This is a genomic window from Castellaniella sp., assembly GCF_047971665.1.
Lineage (GTDB): Bacteria > Pseudomonadota > Gammaproteobacteria > Burkholderiales > Burkholderiaceae_B > Castellaniella.
Genome location: NZ_JBKEAA010000039.1, coordinates 1 through 21,590 on the forward strand (window position 1 = coordinate 1; position 21,590 = coordinate 21,590).

At 64.3% G+C, this 21,590-nt stretch carries 17 protein-coding genes; 3 read left to right on the top strand and 14 right to left on the bottom strand.

Annotated features, from left to right (window positions below):
- Both ACK5JE_RS12820 and ACK5JE_RS12825 read left to right on the top strand, forming a co-directional pair.
- A partial coding sequence (locus tag ACK5JE_RS12820) for an OmpA family protein (protein ID WP_416802084.1) occupies positions 1–259 on the top strand: 259 nt, incomplete at its 5' end.
- A 748-nt stretch (positions 260–1,007) separates the two neighbouring features.
- Complete coding sequence (locus tag ACK5JE_RS12825) at positions 1,008–2,849, top strand: autotransporter outer membrane beta-barrel domain-containing protein (protein ID WP_416802085.1); 1,842 nt, start codon at positions 1,008–1,010, stop codon at positions 2,847–2,849.
- Between the two features lie 51 nt (positions 2,850–2,900).
- Here ACK5JE_RS12825 and fghA read toward each other — a convergent pair whose 3' ends face one another.
- The 7 genes from fghA to ACK5JE_RS12860 all read right to left on the bottom strand — a co-directional run bounded on the left by fghA (position 2,901) and on the right by ACK5JE_RS12860 (position 10,279).
- The gene (gene fghA, locus ACK5JE_RS12830; RefSeq protein ID WP_416802086.1) at positions 2,901–3,743 is read right to left on the bottom strand and encodes an S-formylglutathione hydrolase; all 843 of its coding nucleotides are present in this window, start codon (positions 3,741–3,743) and stop codon (positions 2,901–2,903) included.
- Positions 3,744–3,851: 108 nt separating this feature from the next.
- Entirely contained in the window at positions 3,852–4,847 is a 996-nt protein-coding gene (araD1, locus tag ACK5JE_RS12835) for an AraD1 family protein (RefSeq protein ID WP_416802106.1), read from the bottom strand.
- Positions 4,848–4,890: 43 nt separating this feature from the next.
- On the bottom strand, positions 4,891–6,063 hold the full coding sequence (locus ACK5JE_RS12840; protein ID WP_416802087.1) for an L-rhamnonate dehydratase: 1,173 nt from the start codon (positions 6,061–6,063) through the stop codon (positions 4,891–4,893).
- Between the two features lie 44 nt (positions 6,064–6,107).
- A complete protein-coding gene (locus ACK5JE_RS12845; RefSeq protein ID WP_416802088.1) occupies positions 6,108–7,130 on the bottom strand; it encodes a 4-hydroxythreonine-4-phosphate dehydrogenase PdxA in 1,023 nt (340 codons plus the stop codon).
- Positions 7,131–7,151: 21 nt separating this feature from the next.
- Positions 7,152–8,663 carry a tripartite tricarboxylate transporter permease gene (locus ACK5JE_RS12850; protein WP_416802089.1) on the bottom strand — a complete coding sequence of 504 codons (1,512 nt, stop codon included), beginning with the start codon at positions 8,661–8,663 and terminating at the stop codon, positions 7,152–7,154.
- Between the two features lie 10 nt (positions 8,664–8,673).
- Entirely contained in the window at positions 8,674–9,201 is a 528-nt protein-coding gene (locus ACK5JE_RS12855) for a tripartite tricarboxylate transporter TctB family protein (RefSeq protein WP_416802090.1), read from the bottom strand.
- Positions 9,202–9,262: 61 nt separating this feature from the next.
- On the bottom strand, positions 9,263–10,279 hold the full coding sequence (locus tag ACK5JE_RS12860; protein WP_416802091.1) for a Bug family tripartite tricarboxylate transporter substrate binding protein: 1,017 nt from the start codon (positions 10,277–10,279) through the stop codon (positions 9,263–9,265).
- 143 nt (positions 10,280–10,422) lie between these two features.
- Between ACK5JE_RS12860 and ACK5JE_RS12865 the strand changes: the two genes are divergently transcribed.
- Positions 10,423–11,472: a LysR family transcriptional regulator gene (locus ACK5JE_RS12865; protein ID WP_416802092.1), complete on the top strand. Its 1,050-nt coding sequence runs from the start codon at positions 10,423–10,425 to the stop codon at positions 11,470–11,472.
- On the opposite strand, the gene htpG is transcribed toward ACK5JE_RS12865, so the two are convergent.
- The 7 genes from htpG to ACK5JE_RS12900 form a co-directional block, all read right to left on the bottom strand.
- Positions 11,388–13,292, bottom strand: coding sequence for a molecular chaperone HtpG (gene htpG / locus ACK5JE_RS12870; RefSeq protein WP_416802093.1), 1,905 nt, complete (start codon positions 13,290–13,292; stop codon positions 11,388–11,390). The two genes, ACK5JE_RS12865 and htpG, sit on opposite strands and share 85 nt — an antisense overlap.
- 100 nt (positions 13,293–13,392) lie before the next feature.
- The gene (locus ACK5JE_RS12875; protein ID WP_416802094.1) at positions 13,393–14,562 is read right to left on the bottom strand and encodes a mechanosensitive ion channel family protein; all 1,170 of its coding nucleotides are present in this window, start codon (positions 14,560–14,562) and stop codon (positions 13,393–13,395) included.
- Between the two features lie 129 nt (positions 14,563–14,691).
- Complete coding sequence (locus tag ACK5JE_RS12880; RefSeq protein ID WP_416802095.1) at positions 14,692–16,440, bottom strand: thiamine pyrophosphate-binding protein; 1,749 nt, start codon at positions 16,438–16,440, stop codon at positions 14,692–14,694.
- A gap of 212 nt (positions 16,441–16,652) precedes the next feature.
- The gene (locus ACK5JE_RS12885) at positions 16,653–17,954 is read right to left on the bottom strand and encodes a four-carbon acid sugar kinase family protein (RefSeq protein WP_416802096.1); all 1,302 of its coding nucleotides are present in this window, start codon (positions 17,952–17,954) and stop codon (positions 16,653–16,655) included.
- Entirely contained in the window at positions 17,951–19,225 is a 1,275-nt protein-coding gene (locus tag ACK5JE_RS12890; RefSeq protein ID WP_416802097.1) for a ribulose-bisphosphate carboxylase large subunit family protein, read from the bottom strand. The genes ACK5JE_RS12885 and ACK5JE_RS12890 overlap by 4 nt, the downstream gene beginning before the upstream one ends.
- A complete protein-coding gene (locus ACK5JE_RS12895) occupies positions 19,222–19,761 on the bottom strand; it encodes a VOC family protein (protein ID WP_416802098.1) in 540 nt (179 codons plus the stop codon). The genes ACK5JE_RS12890 and ACK5JE_RS12895 overlap by 4 nt, the downstream gene beginning before the upstream one ends.
- A gap of 53 nt (positions 19,762–19,814) precedes the next feature.
- Positions 19,815–21,587, bottom strand: coding sequence for a TRAP transporter large permease subunit (locus tag ACK5JE_RS12900; RefSeq protein WP_416802107.1), 1,773 nt, complete (start codon positions 21,585–21,587; stop codon positions 19,815–19,817).
- Between the last annotated feature and the right edge of the window lie 3 nt (positions 21,588–21,590).

A 21,590-nucleotide genomic window follows, 5' to 3' on the forward strand; every position in this document is an offset into this window, starting at 1 on the left:
CGACGCCATCGAGCTGGAAGGGCATACCGACCGGCTGGGCTCGGAATCCTATAACCAGCGCCTGTCGCAGGCGCGCGCCGAGACGGTCCAGCGCTACCTGCGTTCGCGCGGGGTGCAGGCGCCGATGACGGCGGTGGGCCGTGGCGAGAGCCAGCCGGTGACGACCGGTTGCCAGGGCAACCGGGCAAGCCAGCAACTGATCGCCTGCCTGCAACCGGATCGTCGGGTGGTGGTGCGCATCACCGGCGTGAAAAAGTAAAAACTCTCCCCCCGTCGGGCGCATGGCGTCCGGTCACTGCCTGAAGACATCGGCCGTCCCTTTCCAGGACGGCCGATGTCATTTAATGTCCTGATCCACGCATTCCTCAGAGAGCCATTTTGCCTCGACCAGGACGCGTTGCGTCTTGACCTGTCAAGCATCCCTTTGATCTGGCCGCGCGTCGAAAAGGCACGCCGTATGCGCCTGGATGCTTTCACTCTTACCCCATTACCACCTGCGCATTGCACTGGAATCGACGGAAGAGATAATAATTTATTTTTAATAAATACAACCATCAAATATATCGGCGCTTATTTTATCGGCTCTTATCTTCATCAAATCAAATCCGGACCAACATTGACAATTGTCAATTCCCCATTCTGGGTACTAATGCATATGTACATACCCATATATACAATAAATGCCAATTTTCCGGATGGACTCCATATTCATGGCGCCTTCACAACCATATTCAGAGTAACGAAAGAATCAGAAATAACCATGAGTCCGAAATTCAAACCAGAACTGAGATCTCTCAGACTTTAAATAAATTCGTCATGCTCTTATTTTCCATATTCAAAATATTTTTTGCTTCACCATGATGAATTTAATAACACACTCAAGAGAAACCAGGAAACAAACCTTCAATCAAGAATCAACACCCCGCATGACCCGGATCAGGACAGGCCTGCTGGCCGGCCTTGCCGTCCTGTCCGGGTTTTCCTGTAACGCGCTGGCAGGACCGCCCATGACGGTGATTGTCACGCCCGAGACCCCTATCTCCGGAACACTCGCGTTTATCGACTCCGTAGACGGCACACTCATCCTGGCTGGCGGCAACTTCAACCACGCAGTTTTTGATGGTGGCGACGATGCCTCCTCGAACGACGGGTCCGTCGATACCGTGATATTCCAGGAACAGACGACGACGACGGCCATCAACCAGTTCATCAATTTCGAGACCATCAAGATCGTAGGCGGCGAGGTCACCTGGAACGGGCCAATAACAGTCGATACCGCATCGCTCGACAACGGCTTTTTCATCATGAATGCCGGGCACTTCATCGCGCCTTCCAGTTTTGATCTGACAGGCAACTTCAATATCGAATCAGACAGTGTCTTCGATGCCTCCGCAGGCGGCGCCAATATCACAGGGACGGTCACCAATGCAGGGACGATCAATATGGCGGGCAGCACGGTCGGAGATGAATTGAAAATCACCGGCGACTATCTCGGCAACGGAACATTACTCGTCGATTCACGCTGGGACGATCCGGATATCCAGCAAACAGACCACATGATCATTACCGGCGCAGCCGATGGCATGACCACCGTGGCGGTCCCAGGCGGAATCATCGGCGATGTGACCCTGGGCGATGCGCCCAAGAACGGCCAATGGCTGACGCCTGTCGTTTCAGTAGAGGGGACCGATCTCAATCAGTCACACACATTCACCGGCACGGCTGAGACGACCAATGCGGGTCAGGCGCAACTCGTGCAGCGGGATGATCCCAATGGCGGCAGCAACTATTACTGGGTGCTGGCCGCCCAGAATCCAGGCACCGACCCCATTCCGCCGGGCCCTGATCCTGTCCCCATCTACACCCCCGGCACCCCGGGTTACGTGCAGATGTCGCGCATCGACCGCGAGATGGGGCTGGAACAACTGGGCAAGCTGCACGAACGCCGAGGCGACTTCAGGCAGGTACCCAGAGATCAAAGCGCCAACCCGATCTGGGGCCGCCTGAACATCACCGACCAGCAGGAACAGGGAGACAAACGCTTCGGTTATGACACCCAGACCAGTTTCCTGCAATTCGGCGCGGATCTGCGCGCGCGCAGCGACGAGGCCGGCAACCGGCTGCATCAGGGCGTGATGGTCACCTACAGCCGGGGCGATCACGACTTCTACGACAAGTACCGCGCCGAGAACGGCGTGGTCAGCGACCGCAAGCATGTGGGTACGGGCACCACCGACATGTACTCGCTGGGAGCCTACAGCACCTGGTACAGCGCCAACGGCACCTACCTGGATCTGGTGGGCAACCTCTCGGGCATCCACAACACCTACGACAGCGCCAGCGGTTCGGCCAGCCAGAACGGCTACGGGCTGGGCGTGTCGGTGGCAGTGGGCCATCCGTGGCAACTGGGTCGCAGCGCCTGGCAGATCGAGCCGCAGGCGCAGCTGTCCTATCAGTACGTGCACCTGAACGACTTCGATGACGATGTGCGCACGATCGACGACCAGAGCGGCGGCACCCTGCGCGGACGGCTCGGCGCGCGGCTGGCCTACAACAACGACAACGGCGAGCAGCGCACCCACACGTTCTACGTGACGGCCAATGTGCTGCATGACTTCACGGGCAACAAGTCCGAGGCGCGCATCGGGCGCGACGAGCTGCGCGAGACCTACCAGCGCACCTGGGGCGAACTGGGCGTGGGCGCGCAGTTCCCGCTGGGCAAGTCGGCGTATCTGTACGGGGATGTACGCTACGCGCGCGCGTTCAGTGGCGGCACCGACGTGTACCAGGGCGACGATACCGCACGCGAGAGCACCAGCGGGCGCGTGGGCGTACGCTTCATCTGGTAGGCACCTCCCGGTGTGCCCGGCACACCAGTGGCCTCATCGGGGCTCAGGGGATCACGGCCGGCGCAATGCCTTTGCATGAAACGCCACGTGATCCCCGATGAAGCTGGCAATGAAGTAATAGCTGTGGTCGTACGTCGCCTGACGGCGCAGGGTCAGCGGATACCCCGCATCCCGGCAGGCGGCCTCCAGCAGGTCCGGGCGCAGCTGTTCAGCCAGGAACTCATCGCCCAGGCCCTGATCCACCAGCAGGGGCAGATGCGGCGCGGGCGCGGCAGCGCGGATCAGCGCCACCGCATCCCACGAGGCCCAGGCTGAGACATCCGCGCCCAGATAGGCCGTGAACGCCTTTTGTCCCCAGGGCACTTGCGAGGGCGCCACAATGGGCGAGAAAGCGGACACACTGCGATAGCGTCCCGGATGACGCAGCGCCGTGATCAGGGCGCCATGGCCGCCCATGGAGTGGCCAGCGATGGACCGCGCGGGTGCCGTGGAGAAATGCGGTTCGACCAGGCCGGGCAGTTCCTCGGCCACATAGTCCTGCATGCGATAGTGCGCCGCCCAGGGCGCCTGCGTGGCGTTCAGGTAAAAGCCTGCGCCCTGCCCCAGATCATAGGCGGGATCATCGGCCACCGCTTCACCGCGCGGGCTGGTGTCCGGCGCGACCAGGATCAGACCGTGACGCTCGGCGTGCGCCTGGGCGCCGGCCTTGGTGATGAAGTTCTGTTCGGTGCAGGTCAGGCCGGACAGCCAGTACAGCACAGGACAGGACTCGCCGCGCAGGGCCGCCGAAGGCAGGTAGACGCCAAAGCGCATGGCGCAGTCCAGCACCTCGGAATCATGGCGCCAGACCTCCTGGCGGCCGCCGAAGCAGGCGTGCTGTTCAATGCGTTCCATAGGCGTCAGTCTCCATGAGGTGCTGTGCGTCGACCGCCCCGCCAGGAGACGGCGCGGCCACGATGCGGATGAGACTGATTATGGCCAGAACCGGCCGGCAAGACAAACTCAGACGATGGTCCGGACCGCGGTGAACATATCGGCGGGCTGCGGGCCGATGGGGTTGCGCAAGGGCCGTCCGAACCCTTGCAGGGAAATTTCGAAACGATCGCCCTCCTGCGTCCGGACGCCGTCGGCAAAACTCAGCGTCGAGGTGCCGAAGAAATGCACGTGGACATCGCCCGGCCGGCGGAACCCCGCGTATTTGAAATGATGATGTTCCAGATTGGCCAGGGTATGGGCCATATTGGCCTCGCCGGTCACGAAAGGCCGGGTCCACAACACCTTGCCACCACGCACGATGCGGGATTCGCCCTGCAGGTCGGACGGCAATTCTCCGATCACGATTTCCGGTCCGAAACTGCAGGCGCGCAGTTTGGAATGCGCCAGCCACAGGTAGTTGACGCGCTCGGTGACATGATCCGAGAACTCGTTGCCCACGGCAAAGCCCACCCGGACCGGCGTTGCGTCGGGCGCGATCACGTACAGGCCGACCAACTCCGATTCCTCACCGGCATCCCGGGCACTGCCGGGCACCGGCAGCGGGCGCTCGGGCGCCACCACACAGCCGCCATCGCCCTTGTAGAACCATTCCGGCTGGACACCGATCCCGCCAGCCGCCGGACGCCCGCCCTCCAGCCCCATCTTGAACATGCGCATGGAATCGCTGAGACTGGCTTCGTCTTGATTCATCTTGGCGTGCATGGCATCCCTGGTATCGGCGCTGCCCAGATGGGTCAGCCCCGTGCCGCTGACCAGGCAGTGGGCCGCATCGGGATGCGTCAATGGCGGCAGCAGCCGTTGCGATTCGATCAGGTCCTGGTAGGACAGCACCTGGTTGCCCAGATGCTGCTGGATCAGATGCGTCAACGACATGCCATGCTGCACGGCCATCATGACCAGCGCATAGGTACCGCCCACGACCTCGATGACACTGACCTGATCGGTGTCGTCCGCCAGGGCGGCCTTGACCCCCTGCGCATCCTTGAACTGAATCAATCGCATCATGACTTCCTTATAGACATCCTGGCGCATTCCAAAGCGGCGCTCACTCGATGATCGAAAACTGATCGCGATAGCGATCGGACAAGGTCAGGCCCAACCCCGGTTTGTCATCGTCCAGATCGATGAAGCCCTTGACCGGCATCGGGTCGCCTTCGAAGATGTAATAGAACAGCTCATTGCCCACCTCGACATCATGGACGGGGAAATACTCCGACATGGGCGAGGCCAGCGTGGACATGGTCAGATGGTAGTTGTGCATCTGACCGGCATGGGGAATGACGGGCACGCTGTAGGCCTCGGCCAGCGCGTTGACCTTGTGCGCCGCCGTGATGCCGCCGACGCGATTCGTGTCGTACTGAATGACCGATACCGCGCGCTTGTCCAGCAGCTGCCGGAAGCCATGGCTGGTGAATTCATGCTCGCCGCCCGAGATCGGAATCGATCCGCACTGGTTCAGCTCGGCATAGCCATCGATGTCATCGGCGATCACCGGTTCTTCCAGCCAGCGCGGTTCGAACACTTCCAGCTTGGGCAAAATGCGCTTGGTGTATTCCAGGTTCCAGCCCATGTAGCATTCCAGCATCAGGTCGGTGTCGTAGCCGATGACGTCGCGCACGGCCTTGACGCTGTCCAGATTCTTGCGCACCCCGGCCGGGCCGTCCTTTGGCCCATAGCCGAAACGCATCTTGAAGGCCGTGAACCCCTGATCCACATAGGCTTGCGCCTCGGCCTGCATGGCATTGAGGTCCGTGCGGTACAGCTTGGAGGCATAGCAGGGGATCTTTTCCTTGGTGCGCCCGCCCAGCAGCTTGAACACCGGACGCCCGACCGCCTTGCCCATGACATCCCACAAGGCGATGTCGATGGCGGAAATCGCCGCCATGGCCACGCCCTTGCGGCCCCAGGCCATGGTGGAGCGGTACATGCGCTGCCACAGGTATTCATAGTCAAAAGGATCGTGGCCAATGACCAGCGGCGCCAGATACTGATCGATGATCTGCTTGGCGATCCGCGGCGCCAGCGCCACATTGCCCAGGCCGATGATGCCGTCATCCGTCTCGACCTCGACGACGGTCCAGCCATGGAAACGGAACGTCCCCATGGAATCCCCCCGGTCCCACAGGGCATCCATGGCGTTGGTGCAGAAATGCGGTTGAGGAGGCACCGTCTTGCCCTGCCACTCGAAAACGCGGGCGCGGATGTGTTTGATCTTCAATTCAAGCTCCGTCTGGAAAATGCGGATGAGGTCTGGGAACGGAATCAGGCGGCGGCCTGATTCCGGTAGGAAGCGCCCATGCGGCTGGCGATCAGAAAGGCGTTGCGCATGGCCTGGGCGTTGGCGAGATTCCGGCCGGCAATGTCATAGGCGGTGCCATGTGCCGGGGTCGTGATCGGCACGGGCAGGCCGCCCTGCACGGTCACCCCCTTTTCGAACCCCATCAGCTTGATGGCGATCTGTCCCTGGTCGTGATACATGGTCACGATGGCGTCCAGTTGGCCGTCGCGGGCCCGCAGGAAAATCGTGTCGGCCGGATAGGGCCCCTGCACCGGGATCCCCTGGGCGTTCAGGTCCGCCACGGCGGGAGCGATCACATCGATCTCCTCGCGGCCGCAGGTGCCTCCGTCGCCACCGTGCGGATTGACCGCCGCAACGGCCACGCGCGGCTGCGCATTGCCAGCGGCCTGCAAAGACCGGTAGATCAGGGCGCTGGCCGCGACGACGCGTTCGCGCGTGATGTACCGGGTCGCGTCCTTGAGCGGAATGTGGGACGACACCCGCGCGGTCCATAGACCGTCCAGGGTGTTGAATTCGCAAAAATAGCCATCCACCTCGAGGTATTCGGCGAAATGGTGCAATTCGTCTTCATGGCGCAAGCCGCCCATTTTCATGGCGTGCTTGTTCAGGGGGGCGAAGCAGATGGCGTCGATCTGCCGCGCCTGCGCCGCGTCCATGCACCGGTCCAGCACCCGCAGCACGGATTCGCCGCCGGCGCGGCCGGCCTGGCCGACGCTCACGTCCTCAGGCCGGACGGTATCGACGGCCACAAACAGCGGCAGCCCGGCAGGGGCCTGGCGCGCCTGCGCCAGCGAGTCCAGCGCCCGGGTCGGCACCCGCACGTCCGCGACCTGCTGCCCGCGCTCCCAGAGCCACGGGTCGCCGATCAGCACGATCTTCGCATTGCCCAGTTCCGCGGGCTGCGCCAGCAGCTTGGCGATCAGCTCGGCGCCGATCCCGGCGGGATCTCCCAATGTCAGGGCGACGACGGTATGTTCTTGAGTCATGTTCGATTCATCCGCAAAGTGTCAGGAGGCAGAGGGCCGCAGCCGGGCGCGGACCATCCGCGTGATTCTGGAAACCAAGGGCAGGAAAGCCATCACGAGCCCTGCCGTGGTCATGGTGCCGGCCAGGCCGTTGGACCAGAAAATATCCAGGCTGCCGCTCGAGAACAGCATCGACTGGCGGAACGCATCCTCCATCTTGTCGCCCAGGACGGCGGCCAGCACCAGCGGCGCGATCGGATAGGACAGTTTCTTGAACAGATAGCCGAACACGCCGAAAACCAGCATCAACGCCACATCGAACAGCGACTGATGCACCGCATAGGCGCCGATGGCGCAGATGATGACGATGATGGGCGCAATGATGGAAAACGGGATGCGCAAAATGGCTGTGAACAGCGGAATGGTCGACAGCACCACGATCAGACCGACGACGTTGCCCAGATACATACTGGCGATCAGCCCCCAGACGAAGTCCTTCTGCTCGACGAACAGCGTCGGCCCCGGCTGCAGGCCCCAGATCATCAGGCCGCCCAGCATCACGGCGGCCGTCGCCGACCCCGGAATCCCCAGCGTCAGCATGGGCAGCAGCGCGCTGGTTCCAGCCGAATGATCGGCGGTTTCGGGAGCGATCACGCCATCGAGCGCGCCCTTGCCGAACTGCTCGGGGTTTCTGGACATGTTCTTGGCCACGCTGTAGGACAGGAAAGACGCCGCCGTCGGCCCGCCCGGCGTGATCCCCATCCAGCAGCCGATCAGGCAACTGCGCAGCCAGGTCGCCCAATAGCGCGGCATCTGCTTCCAGGTGCTCCAGACCACGCGCAGATTGATCTTCGCGTTCTCGCCCCGGAAGACCAGGCCCTCCTCGACCGTGCAGAGGATTTCTCCGATGCCGAACAGACCGATCACAGCGACTTCGAAACTGATGCCGCGCAGCAGCTCGGTCTGCCCGAAAGTCAGGCGCAGATTGCCGGAAACCGTGTCCATGCCGACACTGGCCAGGATGAAGCCCAGCATCATGGCGGCCACGGTCTTGAGCGCGGGCGTCTTGCCCAGGCCGATGAAGCTGCCAAAGGCCAGCACGTACACGGCAAAGAACTCGGGCGAACTGAATTCCAGCGCGAAGCGCGCGATGTAGGTGGACAGGAAGGTCAGCAGCAACACCCCCACCAGCGCGCCCAGCAGGGCCGAGGTATACGCAGCGGTCAGCGCCTCGCCCGCCCGCCCCTGCTTGGCCAGCGGATGGCCATCGAAGGTGGTCGCGATCGAGGAGGGCTCACCGGGGATATTGAAGATGATGGAGGTCACCGAGCCACCGAACAAGGCGCCCCAGTACATGCACGACAACAGGATGATGGCCGATACCGGCGACATGCTGAAAGTCAGCGGCAGCAGAATGGTGACGCCGTTGGGCGCGCCCAGGCCCGGCAGCACCCCCACCAGGATGCCCAGCAGGACGCCGGCCACCATCAACAGCAGGTGGTTCCAGGTCAGCACCACCCCCATGCCGTGCATGAGCAGTTCGAACTGTTCCATGACGAATCACTCAGAAGTCGGCGAAAGGCCCGCTGTACAGGGCGACTTCGAACCAGACGGTGAAAATGAAATAGGTGGCCAGCGGCACGCAGACGGCGATCACCAGTGTCTTGAGCAGGCCATGGCGCTTGCCCGGCTCGGCCAGGCGCCACATGAACCAGGCGATGAACAGCGCGCCCGCCACGTACATGCCGACGATGAACATCAGCACGACATAGGCGACAATGGGCAGGAAGACATTGCACACCCGCCGGAACTCCGAGCGGGTGGTCATCAGTCCCCGCCCCTCGGACCAATGCAGCAGCGTCCACGAGGCCGTCCCCAGACAGGACAGGAACATCAGCAGGCCGACATAGAACGGGAAATAGCCCGCCTGCGGCCCCGCGGCGTCCCAGCCGATCCCCTGATCCAGACTGTCGTACATCACGACCGCGGCGATCAGCATCAGCAGGCACGAGGTGAACAGTCCCCCGCCCCGCAGGCTGATGCCGCCTTCTTCGGCCCGCTGCGGCCGGTCCTGAGGCGCTTGCGTACTCATCCGTCCCTCTCCCATGATGGGCCCGGCGCGCGGACGGCGACCGTCCGCACCCATGCTCCGGTTATTTCAGCCAGCCGGCAGATTCGAAGATGTCGCGTGCGCGGGCGCTGTCGGCCTCGACCAGTTTCTTGAAGTCGTCACCGGCGACAAAGGAAGGCACCAGCGCGCCCCGCGTCAGGTAATCCTTGAACTCCTGCGTCTGAGTCACCTTGCGCAGCAGCTCGACGTAGAAATCGCGCTGGGCCCCGGTCACGCCCCCCGGCATGAAGACGGTGCGCGGAAAGCGGTACTCGTCGATCTTGATGCCCTCGGAGGCGCAGGTGGGAATGTCCGACCAGGCTTGCGTGTCCGTGACCTTGTCGGTGTAGACCATGCGCTCCTTGCTGAAAACGCACAGCGGGATCACCTGTCCGGCCTTCCATTGGGACACGCTCTCTGAGGGATTGTTGGTGTTCGAACCGATATGGCCGCCCGCCAGCTGGGTGACGGCTTCGCCACCGCTCTTGAACGGAATGTAGGTGAATTTCGTGCCTTCGACCTTGTTGATGAGCATGGTCAGGGTCTGATCCACGTCCTTGGACTGGCTGCCGCCCATGGGATATTTGGACGGATCGGCCTTGACGGCGGCAATGTAGTCCTTGGCGCTCTTGAACGGCAACTTGGCCGACCCCCAGAGGATGAAGTCGTCCTGCGCGACAGCGGCCACCGGCGTCAGGTCCGTCCATTGATAACCCAGCTTGGCGACCATGGGCAGCAGGTAGGCATTGTTGGTACCGACGATGATCTTGTAGGGATCGCCCTTGGACAGCTTGATGTCCAGAAAGCCCTCGGCGCCATTGCCGCCGCCCTTGTTCTGCACCACGGTCGAGACCTTCAGCAGATCATGCTTGGTAATGATGGACTGGATCAGGCGCGCCAGCTGATCGGTGCCGCCGCCCGCGCCGGCGGCCGCGATGATCTCGATATTCTTGGTGGGCTGCCAGGCTTCGGCGGCCTGGGCCGCGCCCGTCACGCTCAGCGTCAGGGCGAAGCCCGCCGCCAGGACCGGAATCGAGGGTCTGAACGAGGAAATGGCCATCTCTTGTCTCCTGTGTTTGATATGTGATGGGCCAGGGATGCTCTTGTGCGGACATCTTCTGGCGCGTCCCTGTAAGGACTCCTGGTCAGCTTATCAGAACAGTGATAACTTAATATTGAAATTATTTTATATATCTATAACCCATGCTGATACCTAATCAGACCATCCTGTTCAACCGGCTCAGAACCCGTCAGCTGGTGCTGCTGCTGGCCATCCAGTCGCATCATTCGCTGCGCAAGGCCGCCGAGCATCTGGGCATGAGCCAGCCGGCCGCCACCAAAATGCTGCGGGACATGGAGGATCTGATCGGCCTGAAACTGTTCGAACGGGGTCGGCGCGGTCTGCAGGCCACCGCCTACGGCGAGGTCATGACACGCTATGCGCAGGGCGTGGCCGCCGATCTGACCGGCGTGCGCGACGAACTGCTGGCCATCCATTCAGGCCATATCGGGAAGATCCGGGTCGGCGCCATCATGGCGCCCGTGCCGCAATTGCTGACCCACACGCTGCTTGACGTCAAGCGGGATCACCCCCGCCTGGCGATCAGCATCCAGGTCGATACCAGCGATGTACTGGTGACGGCATTGAAAGAAGATCGGCTGGACGTGGTCATCGGACGCATCCCCGACACCTGGGACGACGCCAGCCTGATATTCGAGCCGATCCAGGAAGAGGCCCTGTCTATCGTCTGCAGCCCGGAAAACAAGGCGGCGCTCAAGCGGCGCATCACCCTGGCGGAACTGGTGCACTTTCCCTGGATTCTGCAGGCGCACCCCAGCCCGATGCGCAAAGTCATCGAACTGTCCTTCGTCGAGGCCCGCCTGGCGCTGCCGCTGAACATCATGGAGACGGCCTCCATGCTGCTGACCTCGTCACTGGCGCGTCATTCCGACCTGCTGGCCGTCATGCCCACACTGGTCGCCCAGCACTACGTGGAGCGCGGCACCCTGGCCATCGTGCCTCTGCCGATCCGCAAGCACCTGCCACCTTTCGGCATCCTGATGCGCAGGACCCGCTCACCCAGCCCGGCGATCCAGATTTTCATCGAAAGCGTCAAGGCCAGGGCCCACGCGTGCGAATGCGCGGGCCGGCCCGACGCCTGCGAGGGTCAGCTCCCCAGCAGCAGCGCGTTCATGCGCTTGACGAACGCCGCCGGGTCTTTCAGGGACGCGCCTTCGGCGAGCATGGCCTGATCCAGGAGCAACTCGGCCCATTCGCCGAACGAAGCGTCGGGCTGCGCCTCCAGACGCTTGACCAGGGCGTGCTGCGGGTTCACTTCCAGGATGGGCTTGACCTCGGGCGCATCCTGGCCAGCTGCCTTGAGCATGCGCAGCAGATGGGGACTGAGTTCATGCTCGTCGACCACCACGCATGCCGGCGAATCCACCAGACGCGCCGTGGCGCGGACTTCCTTGACACGCTCGCCCAGCGCGGTCGTCAGGCGCTCGATGGTGGGCCTGAAGGCCTCGGCGGCCTCGGCCTGCTGTTTCTTTTCCTCTTCGTCGACCAGGGCATCCAGATCCAGGCCACCCTTGGCGACCGAAGCCAGGGCCTTGCCCTCGAATTCACGCAGATAGGACAGCATCCACTCGTCCACCCGGTCGGACAGCAGCAGGACTTCCAGGCCCTTGCGGCGGAAGACCTCCAGATGCGGACTGTGCGCGGCGGCGGCATGGGAATCCGCGCTCAGGTAGTAGATCTTGTCCTGACCGTCCTTCATGCGGCCGACATAGTCGGCCAGCGACACGGTCTGCGCCGGACTGTCGGACAGGGTCGACGCAAAACGCAGCAGGCCGGCGATGCGGTCCTTGTTGGCGGGATCCTCGCCGGCGCCTTCCTTGAGCACCTGGCCGAACTGGGCCCAGAACTCGGCATACTCCTCGGGCTCGTCCTTGGCCAGATCCTCGAGCAGGCCGAGAATGCGCTTGGCCGAACCCTCGCGGATGGCGCGCACGTCACGGCTTTCCTGGAGGATTTCGCGCGAGACGTTCAGCGGCAGGTCGGCCGAATCGACCACCCCGCGCACGAACCGCAGATAGGCCGGCAGCAGTTGATCGGCATCGTCCATGATGAAGACACGCTTGACGTAGAGTTTCACCCCCCGGCGCGCATCGCGGTCCCACAGATCGAAGGGCGCGCGCCTGGGCACATACAGCAGCTGGGTGTATTCGCTGCGGCCCTCGACCCGGTTGTGCGTCCAGGCCAGCGGATCCTCGAAATCATGCGAGACGTGCTTGTAGAACTCTTTGTACTGCTCGTCGGTGATGTCGGCCTTGGCGCGCGTCCACAGCGCATTGGCCTGATTGACGGTCTCCCACTCATCCGTGACGACCTGTTCGGATTTTTCCTCGTCCCATGATTCCTTGCGCATCTGGATGGGCAGGGAAATATGGTCGGAATAGCGGCGCAGGACCTCACGCAGTTTCCAGCCCGACAGGAACTCGTCCTCATCGGCCCGCAGGGTCAGGGTGACGGTCGTGCCCCGGGTCGGCCGCTCGGTCGCGGCCACGGAGAATTCGCCCTGGCCGTCGGATTCCCACAGCACCGCCTCGGCGGCGGTCAGGCCGGCGCGGCGGCTGTGCACGGCGACCTTCTCGGCGACGATGAACGACGAATAAAAGCCCACGCCGAACTGACCGATCAGCTGAGCGTCTTTCTGCTTGTCGCCCGTCAGTTGAGAAAAGAATTCGCGCGTGCCGGACCGGGCGATGGTGCCCAGGTTGGCAATGGCCTCGTCCCGCGACAGGCCGATGCCGTTGTCGGTGATGGTGATGGTGCGGGCGTCCTTGTCGAATTCGACGCAGATGCGCAGATCGGCGTCGCCCTCGAGCAGTTCCGGATGGTCGATGGCCTCGAAACGCAGTTTGTCGCAGGCATCGGACGCGTTGGACACGAGTTCGCGCAGGAAAATTTCCTTGTTGCTGTACAGGGAATGGATCATCAGGTTCAGCAACTGCTTGACTTCCGCCTGGAAGCCCAGGGTCTCGGCCGTATGGGTGTCGGTTTGGCTCATGATTCGGATGGATTCAGAGGTTCTTGCGGCATCGCAGGGCGCCTCGCGCGAGGTCGGCGAGGCGGACTGCAGATTCACATGGGGCCGGCGGGCAGGATTTTCAAGGGATGCGGGAGGATGACGGGATCGGCGGCAACGCGCCGTCGGCCCCGGCCGCGCCGGGCGGATGCCCGGGCGCCCCCCATTGCGGCACGTCGACCGAGGCCACCGGGCCGGTCATGCGCGCGCCGTGATGCCGGATGATGTCGGCGATCTTCAGCAGGACGTCCTCCTGGACGTCCATGTATTCGTTGTAGTCCGTGCTGACCGTGAAGGCGTACAGGGACAGTTTCAGGGAGAACATCCCGCAACTGCTGAAATTGAAGGCAAAGAAATCATGCCTCACGCCCCGATGCTTGCGCAGCATGTCCTGCGTGTCGGCGACGATGGCGGGCACGACATCGATATCGGCATAGCGGATGTGGATGTCCTCCATGATGCGGCGGCTGGACATGCGGGTGTGGTTGATGACCGGCTGGGTGTTGAACATCGCATTGGGGACATAGAACGGCTTGCAGTCGAAGCCGATCAGCCGCGTGGCGCGCCAGCCGATGTGCTCGACGCAGCCCATCAGTTCGGTCCCCGGAATGATGACGTATTCACCGACCTTGAACGGGCGACTGGCAAAGATCGTCAGTCCGCCCAGGAAATTGGCCATCAGGCTCTGCGCGGCAAAACCCACGGCGATACCGCCCATGCCGCCGAAGGCCAGCAGACCGGCAATGGAAAAACCCAGCGTCTGCATCATCATCAGGATGGCCGTGATGACGATCGAAGCCTTGGTCAGCTTGCCGACGGCATCGGCCGCCGTCGGATCGAGTTCGCGGCCCTGCTCGCTGGCGCGGCGCATCAGATTGTCCTGGATGCGATTGACCGCTCTCAACAGCAGCCACATCACCACCAGGATCACGGTGACGTCCCGCGCCGGCGCCAGCCCATGCGCCAGCATCGAATCCCTGGCGAATACGCCCTCGTCGTCCCGCAGCAGAATCTGGCCGGCCAGCGCGATCCCCAGCACCCAGATCAGGACCTGCAGCGGCAAGGCGGCGGCCGCCAGAAGCCCCTGTCCCCAGGCATGCCGCACGGGGTGCAGCCGACGGGCGATGCGATCCAGGACGAACCGCAGAATACCGCCCGCCAGGAGGACGCACAGCACGACGCCAAAAACCAGGATGACGGTTCGCCACTCATGGTAGATCGCCGTCAGTTGTTCAAGAATTGCAGGAGTCAAACCACATCGCTCCGGTAAAAGGGATGGGCTCCAGTGTATCGGCCCGCCCGGCGCGCCGACAAATCCGCCCTGCCCGCACACGGCGCACGGCGACGGTACGCACGGGCCGCGCCAGACGGCCGGCGGCGGTCAGCGCCCCTCGCGCAAGCGGCTCAAGGTCGTCGTGGGCGTGATGGCCTCGGGGTCCAGCAGGCAATGCAGAATGGCCGGCCGGCCGCTGTCCAGCGCGCGTTGCAGCGCGGGGGCAAAATCCTCGGTCTTCTCGACCCGTTCGCCGTGACCGCCGAAGGCGCGCGCATAGGCCGCGAAATCTGGATTGCGCAGCGCGGTCGCCGACACCCGACCGGGATAACGCCGTTCCTGATGCATGCGGATGGTGCCGAACATGCCGTTGTCGATCAGGATCACCAGGATCGGCAGGTCATACTGAACCGCCGTGGCGAATTCCTGACCGTGCATCATGAAGCAGCCATCGCCCGCGAAACACACCACCCGGCGATCCGGATGGAGCCGCTGGGCCGCCACGGCCGCCGGCAAGCCATAGCCCATCGAACCGGAAGTGGGCGCCAGCTGCGTCCCATAGGCGCGAAAACGATAAAAGCGATGCAGCCAGGTCGCGTAGTTGCCGGCGCCATTGGTCAGGATGGCGTCCTGGGGCAGCACGGCGTTCAGATGCGCCATGACCCGGCCCATCTGCAACGCGCCGGGATGCTCAATGGCGGCAGGATCGCTCCAAACCTGCCGCCGCGCATGCAACTGCTCGCAGCGCTGACGGCGCGCGGCCGTCGCCGTGGGCGCCAGCGGCTCGATGGCCCGCACCCAGGTCCCGGGCGCGCAGGCCATGGCCAGATCCGCCTGGTAGACCCGATTGAGCTCACCGACATCGGGATGCACATGGACCAGCGTCTGCGCGGGATCGGGCACATCGAACAGCGTATAGCCCTGGCTCGGCACCTCGGACAGACGGCCGCCCACCGCCAGGATCAGATCGGACGCCCGGATGGCCTCCAGCAATTGCGGATCCGAGCCCAGACCCAGGTCACCGATGAAGCAGGGATGATCGACCGGACACAGCATCTGGCGGCGGAACTGCACTGCCACCGGCAAAGCATGGCGCTCGGCAAAAGCACCGAAGGCCTGCACGGCGCGGGCATCCCAGCGACTGCCGCCAAGAATCGCCAGGGGACGCTGCGCCCGCGTCAGGAGATCGCCCAGCGTCCGGATCTGATCGGCGGCGGGCAGAGTCTCGGGCACACGGCAGGGCCGCGCATCGGCCACCGCCACGGTTTCGCCCAACATGTCCTCAGGCAGGGCCAGCACGACGGGTCCAGGCCGCCCGGACTGCGCCACGTGAAAGGCGCGAGAGAGATATTCCGGGATGCGCGCGGCCTGATCGATCTCGGCCGCCCACTTGACCTGGGTCCCGAACACGGCGCGATAGTCCATTTCCTGGAAAGCCTCGCGGTCACGCATCGCCCGGTCGATCTGCCCGACCAGCAGAATCAGGGGGGTGGAATCCTGCGACGCCACATGCACCCCCGCGAACGCATTGGTCGCCCCCGGTGCACGCGTCACCAGGCACACCCCGGGCCGGCCGGTCAGCTTGCCATACGCCTCGGCCATGATCGCCGCCCCGCCCTCCTGACGGCAGACCGTGACCTGGATGTCGGCATCGACCAGACCATCGAGCACGGGCAGATAGCTTTCGCCCGGGACACAGAACACATGCTGCGTCCCCTGGAGCCGAAGCTGCTCCACCAGAATATGTCCCGCCGGACGGGAGACCGCACCGTCCGATCGGTCGGCCGCCGTCTCGAGGGCTTGCCCGTACCCGGCCTGGTCTCGGGAGGCGGCGCTTGCGCTGGAACGCAGGGTCATGAGGGATATTCCTTTCCAAGAATGATCGAAACGCGGGGCGCGGCACCCCGCCGTGCCAAGAGGGACGAACACCGCATCCTCGCGACGGCTCCACTCTACACTACGTTCCGATTCATCAGGGACATGCCGTCTCCCCGCATCGGCATGCTGCACCGCCCCGCCGTCCGGTCGGCGCCGACAAGAGGCCAGCCCCGGCCAGCGGACGGCGCCGGTCAGGCCGTCCCGTGCACGAAGCGCTCGAACAGATCGACGGGGCCCATCTGCCCGCCCTTGAGCATGACCTCCATGCCATCCAGCGAGGCGGCATCGCTGTGCAACCGGCACAGGGCGACACCCGGCGCGATCCGTCGCAGGTAGGACAGGCCCCAGGCGTCCAGCGCCTGCATCGCCAGACTGGAGCTGTCTCCGCCCGCCACGCCCAGGCGCCGTACCGGCCATTCACGCAGGATCGCGGCCAGCAGCAGCCCGCCGGCATGCGCCAGCCGATGACTGTGGACCCCGTCCGTGCGTCCGCCCCGGGTGTTTTCGATACAGGCCAGCACATGATGACCTTGACGCAGGTGACGCGCAATCATGCAGGCGGCCCGATCCCGGTAAGCCTGATTCTCATGGGCCAGCCGCACCGGGTCCAGCGCGACCCGGTGGTAGGAGGTCGCCGCCGCGACCTGCTGCGCCGTCAGGGGCGACAGGCTGCCCGCCAGCAGCAGCACCGGCTCCCGGGCCGCGCAGAGGCCATCCGGCACGTCCGGCGCGCCATGGCCCCACTGGGAACCCAGCGCTTCGATCACGCTGCTGGGACCCGCCGCCAGCACAGGATGGCTTTCGGCCATGCCGGCCAGCGCCGCGCCGACCGGTTCCAGATCCTCGGCCCGCGCCACATCGAACAGCACGGCGCCGGTCGAGCGCAGATCCAGCAAGCGGGCCGACAGCGCGGCCCGCGCCTCACGGGCATACATCCGGTAGTCCACCGACACCACATCCGCCAGGCCCAGATCGGCCAGATGACGCCTCAGATCGGCCTCGCCCATGGGCGTGACCGGGTGACGGCTCATGGTGGGGTGGCGGTCGATGCGATGCACCTCGTCCCCCGCCGCGGCGAACAGATGTCCAAACAGGCAATAGCGCCCCAGGCTGGGCTGGCCGCCCACGATCATCGCCGCTCCCGCATCGGGCGCGGCGGACCGGAGGACCTCCAGCGCCACTGCCATGTTGCCCACCTGCGGCGCGCTGTCGAACGTGGAACAGACTTTGTAATGAATCACGCGCGGGGCCAGAGCGCGCAAAAACGCCACCACGGGCAGCAAGGCCGCCCGCATCACATCCGGCGGCATGGCCCGTGTCGATCCGGCAATCCCCAGACAATCCAGCGCGCCTGCACGCCGCAATTGATCCGGCGTCGGCACGTCGAAGAACAACAGGGTCCGCAGACCGGCGCGCGCAGCCGTTGCCAGCGCGTCCGTGGCCCCCGTGAAGTCATCGCCGTAGAACGCCAGGCGGGGCGCCGCGCGACTCATCGCGATCCAAAGAACGCCAGGGCGCGAGCCAGTTCTGGCGCCTGGCGGGCCCGCTCGGCCAACGATTCGCCCGCCCGGGCCGCGGCCCAGGCCTGACGGATGCTGGAGACGCCCGCCGCGGGGCCATCGGGATGCGCCAGGATGCCGCCGCCCGCCATGAACAGCAAGTCGTCGCGGCCGATCGCCTCCCAGGTGGCGGGCACCGTGCCGGCCCACTGGCCCGACGAAAACGCCGGCATCACCGTATCCTCGCGATCCAGTTCCGGCGCCAGCGGTGTGTAGCAGTCGCCGGCCGCTTCGATGACCTCCTCGTCCGCCTGCGAAAACTTGCCCTGCAGACCATGCACGTGCATGTGGTCCACTCCCGCCAGCCGCCACAGCGTCTGGTAGGCCTGGTACCCGATGCCCAGCAACGGATGACGCGACAGCGCGCCAAAGCCGTTGCGATGCCCGTGCAAGGCCAGCGGCGTATGGCGACGCAGACTCTGAATGGCGGAATAGCCGCAGGCATTCAGGCTGGCCATGACACAGGTGCCGCCTTCCCGCTCGACCAGATCGGCATGGCGGCGCATCGCATCGGTCTCATCGGTGATATTGAACGCCACCATCACCCGCCTGCCGGTGCGCTCGGCATGCTCGCGCACGACCCGCATCACGGCCGGCACCCGCTGCGCCAGCGGCGCATGCGCGGGATTGGCGCAGACCTCGTCGTCCTTGATGAAATCGACCCCTGCCGCGCACAGGCGGCTGACCAGTTCAGCCGTCTGTCCCGCCGAAAAACCCACATTGGGCTTGATGATGGTTCCGACCAGCGCGCCTTCGGACACGCCAGTGGCGCGGCGCGTCCCGTCGATGCCCACACGCGGAAAATCAAATCCGGCCCGATAGGCGGCCGGTACCCGCAACGTCTCCAGGCGCAGCCCCGTGACCTCGCCCAGGTCGTACAGATTGCCCGCCACCGTGCTGGCCAGTGTCGGCAGGTTGGCGCCGATATTGGCCGGCGGAAACGAGAGTTCGATCCGCGCGCGACGCCACGGCCCCCCGACGCCCCGGCGCGTCAGAAAAGCATTCGACAGACTCGGCCGGTCCACCGCATCGAGCGGTTGCACCGATTCCACGACGGCGCGCGCGCGCCCGCGCAGTTCATCGGTTTCCCCGGCCACCCGGGTGAACGTGCCGCAGGATTGCTCCCCCGCCATGACCTCGGCCACGGCGGCGGGATCCAGCGGGGTTTCGATGACGTAACCGGCCAGAATCCGTTCGCCGCTCATGCCACCCCCAGGTCGGGGAACGGGCGCACCGGATCGTGGCCATCCCACCCTTCCGATGCCTCGCGGATCGTCCGGAACAGGCGGCCCTTCGGACCCAGGACCTCGGACAGCTCGATGACGGTGCCCGGATGGTATTCCGTATCGAAATAGATGAAGCGGCCGCGTTCGCCGACCTCGCCGCTCATCTTCGGTTTGAAGCCCTGCGCCAGCAGGCGCTCGAGATCGGCGTCGTAGGTTTCCGTCCAGTAGGCCACATGCTGCAGCCCGGTGCGTCCGGCCTGAAGGAAATCGCGGTACATCGACGGCACGTCGTTGCGCGTCTGGATCAGCTCGACCTGAATGAAACCGGAATTGGCCAGCGCCACGGAATTGTGCGGCTCATAGGCCTCGCCGTCATAGCGGTAGTTGGTGATCGGTACGCGAGGGTTGTAATACCAGGGGCCGACGCCCAGCGTCTCGCCCCAATAGTCCATGGCCGCCTCGATGTCGGGAACGACATAACCCAGTTGGCGGATCTGGCCGAAAAACCGGCTCATAGAGAGACTCCCAGAAAAAGATCCTGTCATGACAGAATCAGGCATGTAGAAAATCAGGTATCGAGAAAACCGATGGAAATCCAGGGGATGGCCGCAACCAGGATCAGGCCGACGAGCAGCGCCGCCATATACCCCCAGATCGGCCCGACCCCTTCTTTGGGATCCACCTTGCCCACAGCGCACGCGCCGTAGTAGCCCACGCCGAAAGGCGGCGCGAACAGGCCCACTCCCATCGCCAGGACGACCACCATGGCGTACTGCACCTCGTGAATGCCCACGGCGCGCGCGATGGGGAACATCAGCGGACCGAACAGCACGATGGCGGGGATGCCCTCCAGCACGCTGCCCAGCACGATGAACACGACCAGCGAAACCGCCATGAAGGTGTATTTCCCGCCTGGCAGCCCGGTCATGGCCTGCGCCAGGTCATGGGCAAAACCCGACTGCGTCAGCGCCCAGGCCATGCCCGTCGCGCAGCCAATGATGAACAGGATCGCGCCCGACAGGGTCGCGGTCTCGATCAGGATGCCCGGCAGGCGCGAGAAATCGAACTGGCGGTACAAAAGCAGCCCCGCCAGCACGGCATAGGCGATGCCGATGGTGGACACCTCCGTGGCCGTCGCCACCCCCTCGACCACCGCGGCGCGGATCACGAACGGCAGGGCCAGCGCCGGCAGCGCGATGGGAAAAGTCCGGAAGATCTCGCTGCGGGAAAGCCGGGGCACGTTGCTCATGTCCTCGTTGCGATAACGCCGCCAGACGATGACGCACAGCGCCAGACCCAGCACCAGCCCCGGCAGCATGCCTCCCGTGAACAGCGCGGAAATCGACACGCCCGTGACCGAACCGATCGTGATCAGGACGATCGACGGCGGGATGGTCTCGGTCTGCGCGCCGGTGGTCGACAGCAGCGCGATCAGGTCCCCGGGCTTGGCGCCGCGCTTTTTCATCTCGGGCAGCAACACCGGCGCGATCGCCGCCATATCGGCGGTCTTGGACCCTGAAATCCCAGACACCAGATACATCCCGCCGATGAGCACGTAATTCAGGCCGCCGCGCACGTGACCCAGCAGGCTGGACAGGAACTGCACCATGGCGCGGGCCATGCCGGTCATCTCGATCAGCATGCCCAGCAGCACGAACAGCGGCACCGCCAGCAGGATCAGATGCGACATGCCTTCGTCCAGCCGGCCTGCCAGGACCACCATCGGCGTGCGCGTCGTCAACGCCAGGAAACCGAATGTCGCCAGGGCAAAGGAAAACGCGATCGGCACCCCGGCAAAGACGCAGGCGCCGACCACGCCGGCGAAAAAGATCACCAGATTGAGTTTGCCCAGCGACATCAGCACGGGCCCCAGCAGCCAGAAGGCCACCGCCAGCGTCACGGCCGTCAGCACGGCCGGCAGCACCCTGGCCGCCGGACCGCAATGCAACAGGCGCACCACGCACACGGCCAGCATCAGCACCGTCCCCACCGGCAGGGCCGAGGCCCGCCAGGCATTGCTGATCTCCATGGCCGGTGTCACGATGACGGCTTCTTCGATCGCATATTCCCAGGCGGGCATCATCAGCAGCACCAGGAACACCAGCGCGGCTGCCAGAGCAAAGGCATCCAGGAACAGCCGGGTATCGTGTGCGCACCGGGACACCAGCGCGGTCATGCGCATATGCGCGCCGCGCCGCAACGCGATGACGGCGCCGAGCATCGACAGCCACAGGAACATGATGGCAGCAAGCTCATCGGTCCAGACGATCGGCTCATGAAAGACATAACGCGCCACGACGCCCGACAACAGGACGCAGACCTCGGCCAGCACCAGCACCATCGC

Bases quoted from the DNA above. Each gene is read 5' to 3' on its own strand.
- araD1 (WP_416802106.1), bottom strand. From the start codon at position 4,847: ATGCGATTGATTCAGTTCAAGGATGCGCAGGGGGTCAAGGCCGCCCTG.
- ACK5JE_RS12825 (WP_416802085.1), top strand. From the start codon at position 1,008: ATGACGGTGATTGTCACGCCCGAGACCCCTATCTCCGGAACACTCGCG.
- ACK5JE_RS12890 (WP_416802097.1), bottom strand. From the start codon at position 19,225: ATGAGCGGCGAACGGATTCTGGCCGGTTACGTCATCGAAACCCCGCTG.
- ACK5JE_RS12895 (WP_416802098.1), bottom strand. From the start codon at position 19,761: ATGAGCCGGTTTTTCGGCCAGATCCGCCAACTGGGTTATGTCGTTCCC.
- fghA (WP_416802086.1), bottom strand. From the start codon at position 3,743: ATGGAACGCATTGAACAGCACGCCTGCTTCGGCGGCCGCCAGGAGGTC.
- ACK5JE_RS12855 (WP_416802090.1), bottom strand. From the start codon at position 9,201: ATGAGTACGCAAGCGCCTCAGGACCGGCCGCAGCGGGCCGAAGAAGGC.
- ACK5JE_RS12885 (WP_416802096.1), bottom strand. From the start codon at position 17,954: ATGAGTCGCGCGGCGCCCCGCCTGGCGTTCTACGGCGATGACTTCACG.
- ACK5JE_RS12880 (WP_416802095.1), bottom strand. From the start codon at position 16,440: ATGACCCTGCGTTCCAGCGCAAGCGCCGCCTCCCGAGACCAGGCCGGG.
- ACK5JE_RS12865 (WP_416802092.1), top strand. From the start codon at position 10,423: ATGCTGATACCTAATCAGACCATCCTGTTCAACCGGCTCAGAACCCGT.
- htpG (WP_416802093.1), bottom strand. From the start codon at position 13,292: ATGAGCCAAACCGACACCCATACGGCCGAGACCCTGGGCTTCCAGGCG.
- ACK5JE_RS12845 (WP_416802088.1), bottom strand. From the start codon at position 7,130: ATGACTCAAGAACATACCGTCGTCGCCCTGACATTGGGAGATCCCGCC.
- ACK5JE_RS12900 (WP_416802107.1), bottom strand. From the start codon at position 21,587: ATGGTGCTGGTGCTGGCCGAGGTCTGCGTCCTGTTGTCGGGCGTCGTG.
- ACK5JE_RS12850 (WP_416802089.1), bottom strand. From the start codon at position 8,663: ATGGAACAGTTCGAACTGCTCATGCACGGCATGGGGGTGGTGCTGACC.
- ACK5JE_RS12860 (WP_416802091.1), bottom strand. From the start codon at position 10,279: ATGGCCATTTCCTCGTTCAGACCCTCGATTCCGGTCCTGGCGGCGGGC.